At 68.2% G+C, this 14,658-nt stretch carries 19 protein-coding genes, 1 tRNA gene and 1 pseudogene; 11 read left to right on the forward strand and 10 right to left on the reverse strand.

Going from position 1 to position 14,658, the window contains the following annotated elements:
* Positions 1 to 3: 3 nt before the first annotated feature.
* On the reverse strand, positions 4 to 1,143 hold the full coding sequence (locus AC5Y43_RS20600) for a DUF7847 domain-containing protein (protein ID WP_499975472.1): 1,140 nt from the start codon (positions 1,141 to 1,143) through the stop codon (positions 4 to 6).
* Positions 1,144 to 1,224: 81 nt separating this feature from the next.
* Between AC5Y43_RS20600 and AC5Y43_RS20605 the strand changes: the two genes are divergently transcribed.
* The 6 genes from AC5Y43_RS20605 (at position 1,225) to AC5Y43_RS20630 (ending at position 4,892) form a co-directional block, all read left to right on the forward strand.
* Positions 1,225 to 1,689, forward strand: a complete 465-nt coding sequence (locus tag AC5Y43_RS20605) for a GatB/YqeY domain-containing protein (RefSeq protein WP_499975474.1) — start codon at positions 1,225 to 1,227, stop codon at positions 1,687 to 1,689.
* 54 nt (positions 1,690 to 1,743) lie between these two features.
* A complete protein-coding gene (locus AC5Y43_RS20610; RefSeq protein WP_499975476.1) occupies positions 1,744 to 2,730 on the forward strand; it encodes an LLM class F420-dependent oxidoreductase in 987 nt (328 codons plus the stop codon).
* A gap of 155 nt (positions 2,731 to 2,885) precedes the next feature.
* Positions 2,886 to 3,257: a malate dehydrogenase gene (locus AC5Y43_RS20615; protein ID WP_499975478.1), complete on the forward strand. Its 372-nt coding sequence runs from the start codon at positions 2,886 to 2,888 to the stop codon at positions 3,255 to 3,257.
* Positions 3,258 to 3,307: 50 nt separating this feature from the next.
* Complete coding sequence (locus AC5Y43_RS20620; RefSeq protein ID WP_499975481.1) at positions 3,308 to 3,862, forward strand: type 1 glutamine amidotransferase domain-containing protein; 555 nt, start codon at positions 3,308 to 3,310, stop codon at positions 3,860 to 3,862.
* 101 nt (positions 3,863 to 3,963) lie between these two features.
* Entirely contained in the window at positions 3,964 to 4,653 is a 690-nt protein-coding gene (locus AC5Y43_RS20625; protein WP_499975483.1) for a HemK2/MTQ2 family protein methyltransferase, read from the forward strand.
* The gene (locus tag AC5Y43_RS20630) at positions 4,650 to 4,892 is read left to right on the forward strand and encodes a CDGSH iron-sulfur domain-containing protein (RefSeq protein ID WP_499975485.1); all 243 of its coding nucleotides are present in this window, start codon (positions 4,650 to 4,652) and stop codon (positions 4,890 to 4,892) included. The genes AC5Y43_RS20625 and AC5Y43_RS20630 overlap by 4 nt, the downstream gene beginning before the upstream one ends.
* Here the strand turns inward: AC5Y43_RS20630 and AC5Y43_RS20635 are convergent.
* Genes AC5Y43_RS20635 through AC5Y43_RS20660 form a run of 6 tightly spaced genes read right to left on the reverse strand, consistent with a single transcriptional unit; the run spans position 4,840 to position 10,483 of the window.
* Positions 4,840 to 5,859, reverse strand: a complete 1,020-nt coding sequence (locus AC5Y43_RS20635; protein ID WP_499975486.1) for an iron-containing redox enzyme family protein — start codon at positions 5,857 to 5,859, stop codon at positions 4,840 to 4,842. The two genes, AC5Y43_RS20630 and AC5Y43_RS20635, sit on opposite strands and share 53 nt — an antisense overlap.
* A 55-nt stretch (positions 5,860 to 5,914) precedes the next feature.
* Entirely contained in the window at positions 5,915 to 8,131 is a 2,217-nt protein-coding gene (locus AC5Y43_RS20640) for a SpoIIE family protein phosphatase (RefSeq protein WP_499975489.1), read from the reverse strand.
* Positions 8,132 to 8,149: 18 nt separating this feature from the next.
* A complete protein-coding gene (locus tag AC5Y43_RS20645) occupies positions 8,150 to 8,776 on the reverse strand; it encodes a SpoIIE family protein phosphatase (protein WP_499975491.1) in 627 nt (208 codons plus the stop codon).
* Complete coding sequence (locus AC5Y43_RS20650; protein WP_499975492.1) at positions 8,769 to 9,188, reverse strand: anti-sigma regulatory factor; 420 nt, start codon at positions 9,186 to 9,188, stop codon at positions 8,769 to 8,771. The genes AC5Y43_RS20645 and AC5Y43_RS20650 overlap by 8 nt, the downstream gene beginning before the upstream one ends.
* A complete protein-coding gene (locus tag AC5Y43_RS20655; RefSeq protein ID WP_499962207.1) occupies positions 9,178 to 9,567 on the reverse strand; it encodes an STAS domain-containing protein in 390 nt (129 codons plus the stop codon). Before AC5Y43_RS20655 ends, AC5Y43_RS20650 begins: the two co-directional genes overlap by 11 nt.
* A gap of 22 nt (positions 9,568 to 9,589) precedes the next feature.
* On the reverse strand, positions 9,590 to 10,483 hold the full coding sequence (locus tag AC5Y43_RS20660) for an STAS domain-containing protein (protein ID WP_499975494.1): 894 nt from the start codon (positions 10,481 to 10,483) through the stop codon (positions 9,590 to 9,592).
* 155 nt (positions 10,484 to 10,638) lie between these two features.
* On the opposite strand from AC5Y43_RS20660, the gene AC5Y43_RS20665 reads away from it, so the two are divergent.
* On the forward strand, positions 10,639 to 11,007 hold the full coding sequence (locus AC5Y43_RS20665) for an STAS domain-containing protein (protein ID WP_499975496.1): 369 nt from the start codon (positions 10,639 to 10,641) through the stop codon (positions 11,005 to 11,007).
* Positions 11,008 to 11,023: 16 nt separating this feature from the next.
* Complete coding sequence (locus tag AC5Y43_RS20670; protein WP_499975498.1) at positions 11,024 to 11,524, forward strand: DUF6328 family protein; 501 nt, start codon at positions 11,024 to 11,026, stop codon at positions 11,522 to 11,524.
* Here AC5Y43_RS20670 and AC5Y43_RS20675 read toward each other — a convergent pair whose 3' ends face one another.
* On the reverse strand, positions 11,525 to 12,208 hold the full coding sequence (locus tag AC5Y43_RS20675) for an HAD family hydrolase (protein ID WP_499975499.1): 684 nt from the start codon (positions 12,206 to 12,208) through the stop codon (positions 11,525 to 11,527).
* 139 nt (positions 12,209 to 12,347) lie between these two features.
* On the opposite strand from AC5Y43_RS20675, the gene AC5Y43_RS20680 reads away from it, so the two are divergent.
* The 3 genes and pseudogenes from AC5Y43_RS20680 (at position 12,348) to AC5Y43_RS20690 (ending at position 13,802) form a co-directional block, all read left to right on the forward strand.
* Entirely contained in the window at positions 12,348 to 12,659 is a 312-nt protein-coding gene (locus AC5Y43_RS20680) for a hypothetical protein (protein WP_499975500.1), read from the forward strand.
* 141 nt (positions 12,660 to 12,800) lie between these two features.
* The gene (locus AC5Y43_RS20685) at positions 12,801 to 13,100 is read left to right on the forward strand and encodes a DUF4193 domain-containing protein (RefSeq protein WP_499975502.1); all 300 of its coding nucleotides are present in this window, start codon (positions 12,801 to 12,803) and stop codon (positions 13,098 to 13,100) included.
* 91 nt (positions 13,101 to 13,191) lie between these two features.
* A pseudogene (locus tag AC5Y43_RS20690) lies at positions 13,192 to 13,802 on the forward strand (restriction endonuclease).
* On the opposite strand, the gene AC5Y43_RS20695 reads toward AC5Y43_RS20690, so the two are convergent.
* Both AC5Y43_RS20695 and AC5Y43_RS20700 read right to left on the reverse strand, forming a co-directional pair.
* Positions 13,789 to 14,385: a hypothetical protein gene (locus AC5Y43_RS20695; RefSeq protein WP_499975503.1), complete on the reverse strand. Its 597-nt coding sequence runs from the start codon at positions 14,383 to 14,385 to the stop codon at positions 13,789 to 13,791. The pseudogene AC5Y43_RS20690 and the gene AC5Y43_RS20695 overlap by 14 nt on opposite strands.
* 140 nt (positions 14,386 to 14,525) lie before the next feature.
* Positions 14,526 to 14,599 (reverse strand) — tRNA-Pro (locus tag AC5Y43_RS20700).
* Positions 14,600 to 14,658 lie beyond the last annotated feature (59 nt).

A 14,658-nucleotide genomic window follows, 5' to 3' on the forward strand; every position in this document is an offset into this window, starting at 1 on the left:
TCCTTAAACCGGGCGGGTCAGCCAGAGGCCGTCGGTTGACGCGACGGCGTAGGGGCCGCCGGCGGCGCCGCTCTGCAGCACCAGGTCGAACGCCTCGGCGCGCATCCGGCGATCGGTGTAGAGCAGCACGATGACGCCGGCGTTGAACGGCGCGGTGATGATCTGGCCGATCGCCGACCCGACGGCGGCGATCGCGGCGCTCAGCAGCAGCGCCGCGGTGGACGGGGTCCCCCCGGCGATCACGACCTGGCCGGCGATGCTGAACGGCAACGCGACGGCATTGCCGATGAAGGACGCCACGATGAACGTCAGCGCCCGGATCCCCAGCACCCGCCAGAAGCCGTTGCGCACCAGCGCGAATGACCGGGCGATCGCGTCGGTGACGGGCAGCCTTTCCAAGACGATCAGCACCGGCGCGAACAGCACCACGGTGTACAGGTAGACGATCGCCGCGAGCACCGCGAGCACCAACGGCAGGCCCATCAGGACCGCGGGCACCGCGCCGCCGACCGCCGCCAACAGCGCGATGATCCCCACGGCCAGCGCGAGGATGGTCGCCAGCGCGGCGGCTTCCAGCAGCGCCAGGCCCAGCAACGGCAGCAGCCGGCCCCGGATCTTGGCCCAGGTTTCGCCGATGGTGATCGGCGATCCGAACACCGCCCGCCCGACGATGACGGTGAGCATGCCGGACAGCAGGGTGCCGCCGAGCCAGGTGACAAGCAGACCGGCCGCCATCGACCCCATCCAGGCACCCGCGATCCCGCCGCTGAGCTCGTCGGAACGCGCCACCGTGATCCGGCCGTAGGCGGCCAACGGACCGACCGTCGCGGCCAACGAGACGATCTGCATGAGCACGACCAGGATCGCGGTCAGCCCGAGCGTCGCCCTGGGGTTGGTGCGGATGTAGCCGACCGCGCCGTTGAAGATGTCGCTGAGGGTCAGCGGTCGCAGCGGGATGATGCCGGGCTTGGCGGCCCCGGGGACGTAGTGCGGCGGACCGTACCCGGGCGGCGGGGGCGCGTACCCCGGCGGCGGGGGATAGTAGCCCGGCGGCGGGGCGTAGTACCCGGGCGGCGGGGCACCATATCCCGGTGGCGGATAACCGGCCGGCGCGTGCCCACCCGGCGGCCAGGCGTTCGTCATGGGCTCCATCCTGTCGGCGGGCCGGGCATTTCACAATCTGCACCGGCCTTCACCGGGGTTCGGTCGCGTAGCGTCTCAGGCATGGCGGAACTCAAATCCCGGTTGCGGGCCGACCTCACCAAGGCGATGAAGGCCCGGGACAAGCTGCGAACGGCGACCCTGCGGATGCTGCTCGCGGCAATTCAGAGCGAGGAGGTCGCCGGCAAGCAGGCGCGCGAGCTCTCCGACGAGGAGGTCCTCAAGGTGCTGGCCAAAGAGTCGCGCAAGCGCGGGGAGGCCGCCGAGATCTACACCCAGAACGGGCGCGGCGAGCTGGCCGCCAACGAGCACGCCGAGGCGCGGGTCATCGACGAGTACCTGCCCACCCCCCTTACCGAGGCGGAGGTGGCCGACGTCGCCGACACCGCGATCGCCCAGGTCGCCGAGGAAATCGGGGAACGCCCGGGGATGAAGCAGATGGGCCTGGTGATGAAGGCGGCCACCGCGATCGCCGCCGGAAAGGCCGACGGCGCCCGGCTGTCGGCGGCGGTCAAAGAACGCCTCTAGCGGCGCACCTCAAGCTCCGGTTTGCGCGGCAAGCGCCCGGGTAACCCTGCCGGCATGACGAATTTCGGCTACACTCTGATGACCGAACAGAGTGGCCCCAAAGACCTTGTGCGACATGCTATTTCGGCCGAAGAGCGCGGCTTCGACTTCGAGGTGTGCAGCGACCACTTCTCCCCCTGGCTGGCCTCGCAGGGGCATGCGCCCAACGCGTGGGCGGTGCTGGGCGCCGTGGCACACGCCACCGAGCGGGTGGACCTGTACTCCTACGTGACCTGCCCGACGATGCGGTACCACCCCGCGATCGTCGCGCAACAGGCCGCCACCGTGCAGATCCTGTCCGACGGCCGGTTCACCCTCGGCTTGGGCAGTGGCGAGAACCTCAACGAACACGTCGTCGGCAAAGGCTGGCCGGCCGTCGAACGCCGGCAGGACATGCTGCGCGAAGCGATCAAGATCATCCGCGAGCTGTTCGGCGGCCACCTGGTCAGTTGGCGCGGCGACTACTTCCAGGTCGATTCCGCGCGGCTGTGGGACGTGCCCGATTTCCCCGTCGGCATCGCGGTCGCGATGGCGGGCACCAAGGCGGTCGACAAGTTGGCCAGGCTGGCCGACCACTTCGTGGCGGTGGAACCTGACGGGGAGCTCGTCGACGCCTGGCACGCCGCCCGTCAGGCCGCCAATCTCGCCGGGGGCGGACGGGTGGTGGGCCAGATCCCGGTGTCCTGGGATCCCGACCGCGACACCGCCGTGCAGCGTGCCCACGACCAATTCCGCTGGTTCGCCGGCGGCTGGAAGGTCAACGCCGACCTGCCCACCCCGGCCGGCTTCGCCGGCGCGACCCAATTCGTGCGACCCGACGACGTCGCCGACGCCATGCCCTGCGGCCCGGACCTCGACGCGATCGTCGACGCTGTCCGCCCGTACTGGGAAGCCGGATTCACCGATATCGCGCTGGTCCAGATCGGCGGTGAGGCGCAGGATCTCTTCCTCAAGGAGGCCGCGCAACCTTTGCTGGAGGCGCTGCGCGACGCGTCCGGCTGATTTCACGTTTGGGCGGTGCCTGCCGGGGTACCCGAACGCCACTGTGGGCATCGGGCGCTCCCGCTGGCAAGGCCGAAAAGTTTGGCGGCTGCCGACGTTGGTTGCGCGACAGCGAAATTGCGCCAGCCCGTGCCCGGTACGGCAAGGAGTCGACGTTGAGTGATCGATCCGGCAACACCACAGCACCCCTGGTGAAGGCGCTCGCCGGCGCCAGCTTCGGCTTGGGTTTGAGCGAGCTGGTCGCGCCCGGGAAGGTTGCTACGCTCGCCGGAGTGGACGACACGCGCCGATCGCGCCGAGTGATCCGCGCACTCGGTGCCCGCGAATGTGGCCACGGGGCGGCGTTGTTGGCCGGTCCCGACAGGCTGGTCTGGACGCGGGTGGCGGGCGACGTCCTGGACGTGACACTGCTGCTGGCCGGGGTGGCCGCGCGCGGCCGCGGTCGCCGGCGGCGGGGCATGATCTCGGCCGCAGCCCTCGGCGGAATCGGCGCCGCCGACCTGTATGCGTCGATGCGCTACTCGTGACGGTGAACACAACCACATGAAATTCAGCGAAGGAAAGGGAGGTCGCCGCGATGTCAAATGAGTTGCAAGGCATGAAAGTTGCGATCCTGGCGGCCGACGGCGTGGAGAAGGTCGAACTCGAGCAGCCGCGCGCGGCCCTCGAGCAAGCCGGCGCTGTGGTCGAGTTGTTGTCGGTGAAATCCGGCGAGATTCAGGCCCGCAACCACGACCTCGAGCCCGCGGGAACCTTCGACGTGGACCGCGCGGTATCGGACGCGTCGGTGGGCGAATTCGCCGGCCTGGTCCTGCCCGGCGGCACGGTGAACCCGGACAAGCTGCGGCTCGACGATGCCGCAGTGTCCTTTGTGCGCGATTTCGTCGTCTCCGGAAAGCCGGTCGCCGCAATCTGTCACGGTCCCTGGACTCTGGTGGAGGCCGGAGTGGTCGTGGGGCGAACGCTGACCTCCTACCCGAGCATCCGCACCGACCTTCGCAACGCGGGCGCCCACGTCGTGGACGAAGAAGTGGTGGTCGACGGCAATTTGATCACCAGCCGCTCACCCAGGGATCTGCCGGCCTTTTGCGAGACCGTCGTCAAGCAATTCGCGCACGCACCCACGGGTTAGTCATCCGTTGATTGGACCGTTTTAACCGCGGAATTTGCGGGCATATACAGCCGAAGCCGTGACCGCCACGGCGATTTGACGGATCTGGTGAAAGGCCCACCTTGACAACCACCTATCCCGAACCCGCCATCTCGGTTGCGCACAACGTCTACCAGCCGCAGGAAGATTCCCGGTTGCTGGTCGACGCGATGCACCGGAGCGCGCTGATGCCGGGTCGGCGGGTCCTCGACATTTGCACGGGTAGCGGGTTCGTCGCGATCGCCGCAGCCGAGATGGGGTGTGCCGAGGTGACCGCCTTCGACATCTGCCCGCGCGCGGTGCGCTGCTCCCGCGACAACGCCGCCCTCGCGGGCCGGCATGTCGATGTGCGCGAGGGATCGTGGCCGGACGCTATCGACTGTGCGCCGTTCGACGTGGTGGTGGCGAATCCGCCCTATGTGCCGGCCCCGCCACGGGACGACTCCGACCAGATCTCTCCGAGCGCCGGCCCGTCATGGGCCTGGAACGCCGGCGGCGATGGCCGGCTGGTGCTCGATCCGCTGTGCGAAGCGGCACCGAAACTGCTGTGCGACGGCGGATCTCTGCTGCTCGTACACTCGGCGATCGCCGGCGCTCAACAATCGCTGGATCGGTTGAGTTGGGCCGGCATGCAGGCCGAAATCATTGCCTCGAAGTGGATTCCGTTCGGTCCGGTGATGACGGCGCGGGCGACGTGGCTCGAGGAAACCGGCCGGATCCCGCCGGGGCGCCGGGAAGAGGAGCTCGTCGTGATCCGCGCGGACAAGCGATGACCACCACCCGGGTCCAGGTGGTGCCCAACGGGCCGGTGCTGGTGTCCGGGCCGGTGCGCATCGAGATGCCCGGCGGCGACGTCGTCGAGTCCGACCGGTTCATGGTCGCCATCTGCACGTGTCGGCGCAGCGACGCATATCCCTTGTGCGACACCAGCCATCGGCGCTGCCGGGGTATCAAGAAAACTAATCGAGCGGCCGCCGCAACGACGTCCGATCCTGCTTCCACGACTCCATAATCCACTCTGCCAGGCGGTTTTCGACCGCGGCATGTGCGCGCATCCCGAACACGACATCGGCGTCGAGGTGCGGTTCCCGCGCGACGAGATCACCGACGACGTCGATGCGCACGACGTGTTCGTGCACCGCGTCGGCCTCGACGTGCTCGCTGTAGAACCCGATACAGGCCGGCGGCGCCGCCATCCTCTGCAGGGCCCGGACCATCCGCCGGGAGCCCGGAGGCGAGGTGATCTCCGTCGACGCGAAGTGCCCTACGGCGGCGCCGCGTAACGAGCGATGCAGCCCGAACAGCGACATCAGATTCACCGCCGCCAACGCCTCGGCCGGGACGGCCTCGAGGTAGCCGAGGTAGGTCGAATCCAGACCGGCCGCGTCCAGCAGGTCGGCGAAAAGCTGCTGGTGCAGCCGCGGACCCCGGCCGGCGCCGTACTCGTCGAACTCGACGGCCACGAACGCCGCCTTGGCGGTGCCCATCAGCCGCGGAATCGCCCACGCGTGCGGGTCGCCCTCTTTCAGGTGGTACACCGACCGATGCACGAAGTATTCGCGCATCTGCTCCCAGCTTCCCGTGTCGCGCAAGTAATACGACGGGCCGGTGCCGTCGGCCGGCTCGATGGAGATCGCCTCCATTTCATCGGCCGCGGTGCGGCCGGGGTCGATCGGGCCGACGTCGCGTCGCACGCCCGCCAAAAAGGCGCGCTCGAGTTCGGCACGCAGTTGCAGCAGGGCGGGATTCCATTCCCAACCGGGGTCGACGCCCGCGAAACCGCGGTAGTGCAGCTCGTAGCACATGGTCAGGGCGAGCTGGAGGTCCAGGCCGTACGGATCGGAGTCCCGCACGGGGGCACCGATGCGGTTCAGCGAGTCGTACGACGTGGGCCCGGACAGCGCGCGCCGGACGGCGGTCGACAGCGGCCCATGCGCCGCGGGCAGGGCGGGCTCGACGGTGATTGATGCGCGGGTCACGCCGATGACTACCCTCCAATCGGACCGGGCAAACGATTGCCGCTCGCCGCGACGCTCACTCGGCCTTCACCGGCACGCGGAAGCTGATTTCGACCGTGGTCCCGGTCGCGGTGTGATAAATCTCCATGACGTCGCTGAGCGCCCTCATCAACACCAGGCCGCGACCGCTGTTGCCCGGGTCGGCGGCCGGCGGCTTCCACGAACCGGCGTCGGTGACCCGCGTCCGGACCTGGGCGTCGACGAGGTCGGCTTCGAACAGCATCGTCCCCACCTGGTGTCCGCGATAGGCGTGCTCGACACAGTTCGTGCACGCCTCGTTGACGACCAGCACGATGTCGGCGGCCAACTCATCCGGCACGCCGGCGGTCCGCAGCCACGCCGCGAGCCGGTGCCGGACCATCACCAATTGCTCTGCCGCGGCCGTGCTTTCGATGCGCAGCTGCGCTGGCCAGTGGCGGTAGATCACCATCGCGACGTCGTCGTCGTATCCCGACGCCGGGGCGAGGGCCCGAACAACGGCTTCCGGGACCTCCTCCAGCGGTGAGGCCATCGTCTTCGCCAGAAGGTTTGCCGCGCGGGCGATTCCGTCGTCGATCGATTCGTGCTTGCGTTCGACCAGCCCGTCGGTGAACACCATCAGCGTCGAGCCCGGCGGGAGCGCCAGGGAGGCTTGTGGTCGCGGTTCCTTGCGGCGGACCGCGAGCGGCACCGAAGCGGCGTCGGTCAGCACGGTCGTCCGACCGGCCTCCGGCCCGGCCAGCACGGCGGGCATATGGCCGGCGTTGCTGTATTCCAGCAATCCGGTTTTGGTGTCCAGGACCGCGAGAAACACGGTGGTGCAGTATGCATTCGGGATGAGCGAGGCCGCCGAGTCGAGTTGCTCGAGCAACAACGCGGGCTGCGCGCCGTTGATCAACAGCGCCCGTGCCGAGCTACGCAGCTGGCCCATGATCGCGGCGGCCGGCAGGCCGCGGCCCACGCAGTCGCCGACGACGATGCCGATGCGGCTTTCGCCGATCGGCAGCACGTCATACCAGTCGCCCCCGATCTCCAGCGGCGGGACCGCGGGTTCGTAGCACACGGCGAAGCCGGGAGGCGGCTGCAGCGGAGGCAGCATGGTGCGCTGAAGCGTCAGCGACGTCTCGCGGGCGCTCTCGAACTGGCGCACGTGCTGCATGGCCAGGCTGAGGTGGCCGATGAGCACCGTGATCAAAAGGCGGTCCTCGGCGCTGACCCAGCGCGGGGTACGCAGTTCCAGCCACAACGCGAGGTCCCCGGTGTTGGACAGCACCGCTACCAATCCCCGTGCCTTGCCCGGGTTTTCGGGACTATCGACCGTCTTGGCCGTCAGTGGCAGTTGATGACGCGCATCGGAGAAGGTGTGCTGCAACCACGGATCCAGCCTGCGCCAAGATATTTCGGAGGGATCGCCCGCAACCTGGACGGTGGGCTCGCCGCCGGCGGCGGGCCAGGAGACGGCGATCACTTGTTTGACGTCGATCGTTGCACGGCACTCGTCGAGCGTGATCGACAGCAGCTCGGCAACGCTCTTGGCGACGGCAACCGCCGTGGCCAGGCGCAAGACCGCGCTCTCCCGGGCGGCGAATGCCCGCTCCACGGTGATATCTCGGATGGTCCCCACGTAGACGTCCCGGTCGCTGCCGGCCTCCTTGACGGCGTTGATGCTCACCATCACCCACGCCAGATGGCCGTCCCGGTGCCGGATCGGCGTTTCGTACTCGGCGCTGCCGCCGTTGCGGACCACCGATATCTGTTCGCGTGCGGTCTTCTTGTCGACCAGCCACGGGTGGGGCCACCGGTAGGGTAGGCCCGAGGCGGGATAGCCGAGGATGTCGACGAAGGCGTGGTTCATTTCGATCACCGAGCCCTCGTTGTCGGCGACGAAGAATCCCTCCTGCAGCGAATTCACCAGGGCGGTGCGGAATTTATCCCGGTCGGCCAGGCCCTCGGCCCGGGCGCGCTCTTGTGCGTAACGGCGGGTGCCGTCGAGGAACCCGCGGGTCGCGACGTCCAGCGGGGCCAGCGTCTGCAACAGGAATTCCAGTGCGGCCGGCCGGTCGATCGACCCGGCCTCGGCCAGCTCTTGGACGAATTTGAAATGATGCTCGATGATTTCGAGCATGCTGATCTGTTCTTCCAGGGCGCGGCGTCCGAGTTCATGGCCGACGGACAGGGCGTCCTCGTCGCGCTTGGTCAAGTAGCTTTTCAAGGCCGCGCCGTATTGGGCGTGGAAGGCGTGATTACCGCTCATGTCCCGCTCGTATCTTGCTCATGTTGAGGCCCCCCGATGACGCGCGGCCAGCACCATCGCGTCGTCGGTTTCCTTGCCGTGCTTGGTCAGCATATGGTCGGCGATGACCGAGGCCGGCGCGGCGAAGTCGATGTGCTCCAGGCGGTCGTCGCCGATGCCGTCGGAGGTGATCAAGATCAGATCTCCGGCGCGGATCGAAACCACCTGCGCGGGCCTGATTTCCGGGATGCGGTAGCCGACGATGCCGGCGATGAGGCGCGCGCTGGCCCGGACCTGGGTGCCCATCGCCGCCTTGGCGACCAAGTCGGCGGCGACGTTCCCGACCCCGGTCCACGCCAAAAGGCCCGCCCCGAAGTCCACGCGCGCCAGCGTCATCGCCACGCCCCTGGTGCCCTCCAGCACCCGGTGGCACAGCTGAACCAGGACCTCGAGCCGCTCGTCGGGGGCCTTCGTGAGCGTGTCGACCGCGCGCAGGGCGGCCGTCGCGGCGGCCGGACCGTGGCCCAGGCCGTCGATCACGCCGAACAGGGCGGCGTCGTCGTCGATGCCGATCGCGATCCGCTGGTCGCCGGAGACCTGCTCGCCGGGCAGCGGGCGACCGGCGGCCGCCCACTCGATCGGACCCAGCCGCCCATTCTCATGCACGGGCGGGAACCCATTTCCACATCTCGATGGTCGTCCCGCGGCCGGGTGTCGAGTCCACGACCAACCGATCCATCAGGCGTCGGGCCCCGGGCAGTCCCATGCCCAGGCCACGACCGGTCGAGTAGCCGTCCTCCATCGCCCGTTCGATGTCGGCGATGCCGGGGCCCTCGTCCTCGGCGCGCACCACGAGGGCCTTGCGGCCGTCCCGCTCGGCGACGGTGACCTGGACCGCGCCGCGTCCCGCGTAGCTGGTGATATTGCGGGCGATTTCGGAGATCGCCGTGGCGATCATGGTGACGTCGGTCAGCGAGAATCCGAGATCGAGTGCGAGCTGGTGTCCGGCTTTGCGAGCGGCAACGATGTCATCGGGTTTGAAGATGTCGACGACCAGAACCTGCGGGTCATCCGCCACCGTCGCGTCCGATCGTCGATTTCCCCACTCCGCCTTCGCGATTCAGCAACGCGAGGCCCTCTTCGAGATCTAGCGCGGTGTTCATGTCGTCGAACGCCAGCCCCAGCTGCACCATCGCGAAGGCCACCTCCGGCTGCAGGCCCACGATCACGGTGTCCGCGCCGCGCAGCCGGGTCATGTGCGCGATGGTGCGCAGCGACCGGGCCGCGAACGAATCCATCACGTCGATCGCGGTGACGTCGACGATGATGCCCTGCGCGCGGAATTGGCTGACTCGCTCCATGAGGTCGTACCGGAGCCGTTCGGCGTCGGAGTCGGACAGCGCGGCCTGCACCGAGGCGATGAGGATCGAGCCCTGTTTCAGGATGGGGACTGGCATGGGACGCTCGTGTCGATGGTGGTTAGCCGGTCTGTTCGCCGGTGCGCGTGACTTCGTAGCCGAGTAGGCGCTCGGCTTCCTCGATGCCACCCTGCAGGTCGCCGACGGCGTTCATCTTGGACAGGTCCAGGCCGATGGTCACCAGCGTCAGCGCGATCTCCGAGGACAGGCCGGTGATGATCACGCTGGCGCCCATCAAGCCCGACGCGTCGACGGTCTGCACCAGGTGGTTGGCCACCGTCGAGTCGATGGTGGGCACACCGGTGATATCGATGACTACGACCTTGGCGCGGTTCGCGCGGATGGCCCGCAGCAGCTGCTCGGTGACCTGGCGGGCGCGCTGCGAATCGAGCACGCCGATGATCGGCAAGATCAGCAGTTGCTCGCGCACCTGCAGCACGGGCGTCGACAGCTCGCGGATGGCCTCCTGCTGCTGGCGGATGATGCGCTCGCGTTCCTGCACGAAGCTCACGCCCACGGTGTTGGCGATGCGGTTGGCCGCCGGCTCGTAGGCGTCCAGCACCCGGTTGAGCATCTCGAACTCGGTCTGGTACTTCTCGAACAGCGACCGCGCCAGCACGTCGCGCAGCAGCAGCACGATGCCGAGCACCTCGTCGGTCTCCACGCCCCGGGGGATGATGCGTTCAGACAGGTCTCGCGCGTAAGCCTGCAGCGCCTCGACGCTACCGGTCTCGAGGACCTCGACATAGTTGTCGTAGACGGCGGTCGCCTCGGAGAACAGCTCCTCCGGCGTCATCGCGGTCAGCAGCTCGGCCTCGGTGATCCGGCGCGCCCACTCCTCCCGCAGAACCGTGCGGTTCTGCCGCAGGTGCTGGACCAGCTGGGGCAGCAGCCCCTCGCTGACCGTCTGCGCGGCGGTGCTGGTCGTTCCGAAATCCGACGCCGAATCTGACATCTGGCCTCCCGTGCCACGTCGCGCTCCGCAGTGCGCACTGCCATTGGAGACTAGCCTGGGTTATCGCGGTGCGGGCGTCGAGGGCATATTCTTCTCGCAGTTCGCGCGGCAGGTTACGCTTGCACCACATTTACGGCCTGGACAAAGGATCGCCATTGTCAGCTCCTGACTCGATTACCACGTTGGTTGAGGACCACGACGGCGTGTCGGTGGTCAGTGTCAGCGGCGAAATCGATCTGGTCACCGCCCCCGCGCTCGAGCAGGCGATCGGCGCGGTGGTCGCGGACGGGCCAAAGGCACTGGTCATCGACCTTTCGGCGGTGGAGTTCCTCGGCTCGGTCGGGTTGAAGATCCTGGCCGCCACGTACGAGAAACTCGGTAAGTCCACCGAGTTCGGCGTGGTGGCGCGCGGCCCGGCGACTCGCAGACCGATTCACCTGACCGGTCTGGACAAGACCTTCCCTCTGTACCCGACCCTGGACGACGCGTTGACCGCGGTGCGGGACGGCAACCTCAACCGCTGACGTCCCGGGCACCGGCATGGACGTCGATCATCCGGAAGACGACCAGCAATGGGATCGCAGTCAGCGCGATGAGACCGAAATCGAACGGCTGGACCGCAATTGGAACAGCCTGCTGCAGGAGCTTCGGGTGGTGCAGACCGGGGTGCAGCTGCTCACCGGGTTTTTGCTGACGCTGCCGTTCCAGCAGCGCTTCGACATCCTCAGCGGCCAGATGCGGATCGCGTATCTGGCGACGGTGGGGTGTTCGGTGGCCGCGACGGTGCTGCTGATCGCCCCCGTGGCCATCCACCGGCTGCTGTTCCGGCGGCATCGCCTGCAGGCGCTGGTGTCGGCCGCGCACCGGTGCGCCTATGCCGGGCTGGCGTTGCTCGGCGCGGCGCTGACCGGGGTGGTGATCATCGTTTTCGTCGCGGTGGCCGGGCCGGTCGCGGGTTTGGCGGCCGGAGCGTGCGCGCTGGCGTTGTTCACCTTCTTCTGGGGGGCGTTGCCCCTGACGCTGCGCACCCGCGGGATGTAGTCAGCCGCCGCGCGCCAGCTCGGCGATGCGGGTGGATTCCAGCTGATCGAGAAGGTCCTGCGGATCCGCGAAGATCGGCGCCGCGCCGGCCGCCCGCAATTCCTCGCGGGAGATGCCGCCGCTGAGCACGCCGATGCACGGCAGTCCCGCGGCCGCGGCTGCCTGGGCGTCCCACACGGCGTCGCCGACGAACACGGCACGGTCGGCGTTCACACCGGCCCGGTCCATAGCGACCTGCACGATGCCCGGTTCCGGCTTGGCCGTGTCCACGTCACGTGACGACGTCGTCGCCGCGATGTCGTCGTCGCAGTCCAGCGCCTTGAGCAGGGTCTGCAGTTCGTCCTCGGGCGCCGAACTTGCCAGCACGACCTGCAACCCGAGCTCCGCGACGCGGTGCAGCAACGCGCGGGCGCCGGGCAGCGGCGCGAGCAGCGACGTGGTGTCCCGGTAGTGGTCGCTGTGCGCGTCGCTGAGCCGCTCGCGCACGTCGTCCGGGGCGTCATCCGACAACGCGCGCACCAGCCGGGAGCCGTCCATCCCGATGCAGCGGTGGATCTTCCAGGCCGCCACGGGCATGCCCTCGTCGTGGAAGGCGCGCTGCCAGGCATAGACGTGCAGATAGTTCGAATCAACCAAGGTTCCGTCCACGTCGAACAGGACGGCGGGCGCGCCACGGCCGGTCATCTGCGCGGCATACCCACGCGGGCGCCGCCTGACACCGCGCGGTTTGCCCGCTACGGCCGGCGGGTACGCCTGACCGGGTCGGCGGACGGTTTCGCCGCGCGAAGCCCGTGGTGCACAAACGTTCTCGTGGGGAGCACAGTTGGATCGCCTGAAAAGGGACCCGGTCGATCACGCACGTACCACCCGCCGGCACGCCGGCGAATCGTTCATACATGGCGCCAATGCGCCCGGCCTGGCCGGCGTGGCATTCGGGGTGATCGCCCTGATCGTGGGCCTGTCTGGGTTCGCGACCGGGCACGCCGTCGCCGGCTGGGTGGCCGTGATCGTGGCCGCCGTCCTCGCCGCGGCGGGAGCCGCGTGGGTGGTGCGGGCCCACCGCAAAGTCCGCGACGCCGAACTGCGCTGGGAAGCAATCAATTCCGACAAAGTCCCGCCGCCGCCGACCAGTTGACCCGAAAGGGTCGTTTTCGCCGACGAATTTCTCGGGTGAAGTCGAAAAACAGGTGTAACTCGCAGCTGAACGGGGTACCGACTCTGCCACGGGTGAGTACAAGCAAGTGCGTCAGCCCGGCATTCATGGAGGAGGAACACCATGGCGACCGCAAGCGATTACGACGCACGCCGCGTATCGGACGCCGAGTCCCAGGACGGCACGGCCCTGCGCGAGCTCGCCCCACTGCCCGCCACGACGACCACGGTGGTCGACGAGGACCCCAACGACATGCTCTTCTACGAGCTGCCCGGCGCGGACCTGTCCAGCGAGGAGCTGTCGGTGACGGTGGTGCCCCAGCAATCCGACGAGTTCACGTGTTCGAGTTGCTTTCTCGTGCAGCACCGCAGCCGGCTGCGCAAGACGACCTCGGGGCTTCCGGTCTGCGCCGACTGCGCGTAACAACGGGAACGGCTGTCCGACAGCGAAAGTCACAGCGCCGCGGTTTTGCCTGCGCTGAATTGTCGGTCCCGTCGGCTAGGTTCATCGCATCATGGACAAGCTGTTCGGGTCCCTCCTCGTCGTCGGGCTAGTTCTCCCTTGGTATTTCACCCAGCGGGCGACGGGAAGCGTGTCGGCGGGGTTCTGCGCCGGGCTGGGCGACTGGCCCTCACGGTGGCCGCGCTGTGGTGGCTTGCCGCGCAGCGGGACCGTTTCCGGGCCGGGCGGCGGCGACGGCGCGATCTTCGCCACGCGAGGACGAGCCTGGCGACCATCGACGAAATGTCGGGTGTCGAGTTCGAAGAATTCGTTGCGGCACAGCTGCGCACCGTGGGTTTCAGCGTCACCCACACCGCGGGCAGCGGTGACTACGGGGTCGATCTGATCGCCAGGAAAGACGGCGCGTGCGTGGCGGTCCAATGCAAGCGGCAGGCCAAGGCCGTCGGCGTCGCCGCCGTGCAGCAGGTGGTCTCCGGCGCGCTGCACCACCGCTGCGATCAGACGGTCGTGGTGACCAATCAGGCGTTCACGAAGGCGGCTCGCCAGCTGGCCACGACCCACCGCTGCCGCCTGGTCGGGCGCGAGCAACTGCACATCTGGGCGTTGGTGGAAAGCCAGCGTAGGCGGTCGCGAAAGTGGTTGTCCGAGCCTAGATCTGCGTGATCGTGCAGTCGTGGAAGGCCCACAGTTGAATGCGGTCGGGATCGGTGTGGATCTTGATCTCCACCGGGCCGCTGCCACCGGAAGGAACCACGAACGTGAACGTAGTGGGCCTGGCGTTGTCCTCGAAGCCCGCCGCCACGCCAGGCCCTTCCACACGGAAGTAGCCCGGGTAGTGCGGCCCGACGGCGATGCTGGTGGCCCGGCAGGTGACCAGGACTCCGGCCCCCGTCGGCGGTTGCTCCAGGGTGAGGCGCAGGTACGGCGCGAACTCCGCGTTACCCGAGAAGCTCCCGATCGAGGCGAACGGGTCGCTCCCGGCGGTGTAGTAGGCGACGGTCTCGAAATCGAGCCACGCGACGCCGTCCACCGCGGGGCGGCGCGGGTCGAGCGTGGCGAGGATCGCGAGCTTTGCCGGATCCAGCGCCCGCAGCCGGCCCGGCGCGGTGTCGAGGATTTCGCGTGGGCTGGCCGGTGTCGCCAGCACGGGGACGCGGTTCACCCGCACACCGGGCCGCTTCTCGAATTCTTTCAACCGAGCAACCAGCGTCTTCGGCAGCCGCGCCGCCACACTCAAGTCCGACATGACTCCTCCTCATCGTGGCAATCCGGCATCGAGGCCCCATACTTCGTTGCCTGGGAAAGATTTATCCCGCGAGAGGGAAAGCGCGTTAGCGTAATCGGCTACTCGAATCGCAGCGACGGTCTAAGCAGTCGATTCTCGAGTCGGGGTGGCGGGATTCGAACCCACGGCCTCTTCGTCCCGAACGAAGCGCGCTACCAAGCTGCGCCACACCCCGCTTGAAGCTTCGACAGCCTATCGCACCCGTCGGTTGCCTGACCAAACCGCTGGCTGCCG

This window comes from Mycobacterium sp. NGS57 (assembly GCF_059812405.1).

Bases quoted from the DNA above. Each gene is read 5' to 3' on its own strand.
- AC5Y43_RS20600 (WP_499975472.1), bottom strand. From the start codon at position 1,143: ATGACGAACGCCTGGCCGCCGGGTGGGCACGCGCCGGCCGGTTATCCG.
- AC5Y43_RS20605 (WP_499975474.1), top strand. From the start codon at position 1,225: ATGGCGGAACTCAAATCCCGGTTGCGGGCCGACCTCACCAAGGCGATG.
- AC5Y43_RS20610 (WP_499975476.1), top strand. From the start codon at position 1,744: ATGACGAATTTCGGCTACACTCTGATGACCGAACAGAGTGGCCCCAAA.
- AC5Y43_RS20620 (WP_499975481.1), top strand. From the start codon at position 3,308: ATGTCAAATGAGTTGCAAGGCATGAAAGTTGCGATCCTGGCGGCCGAC.
- AC5Y43_RS20630 (WP_499975485.1), top strand. From the start codon at position 4,650: ATGACCACCACCCGGGTCCAGGTGGTGCCCAACGGGCCGGTGCTGGTG.
- AC5Y43_RS20640 (WP_499975489.1), bottom strand. From the start codon at position 8,131: ATGAGCGGTAATCACGCCTTCCACGCCCAATACGGCGCGGCCTTGAAA.
- AC5Y43_RS20655 (WP_499962207.1), bottom strand. From the start codon at position 9,567: ATGCCAGTCCCCATCCTGAAACAGGGCTCGATCCTCATCGCCTCGGTG.
- AC5Y43_RS20660 (WP_499975494.1), bottom strand. From the start codon at position 10,483: ATGTCAGATTCGGCGTCGGATTTCGGAACGACCAGCACCGCCGCGCAG.
- AC5Y43_RS20670 (WP_499975498.1), top strand. From the start codon at position 11,024: ATGGACGTCGATCATCCGGAAGACGACCAGCAATGGGATCGCAGTCAG.
- AC5Y43_RS20675 (WP_499975499.1), bottom strand. From the start codon at position 12,208: ATGACCGGCCGTGGCGCGCCCGCCGTCCTGTTCGACGTGGACGGAACC.
- AC5Y43_RS20685 (WP_499975502.1), top strand. From the start codon at position 12,801: ATGGCGACCGCAAGCGATTACGACGCACGCCGCGTATCGGACGCCGAG.
- AC5Y43_RS20695 (WP_499975503.1), bottom strand. From the start codon at position 14,385: ATGTCGGACTTGAGTGTGGCGGCGCGGCTGCCGAAGACGCTGGTTGCT.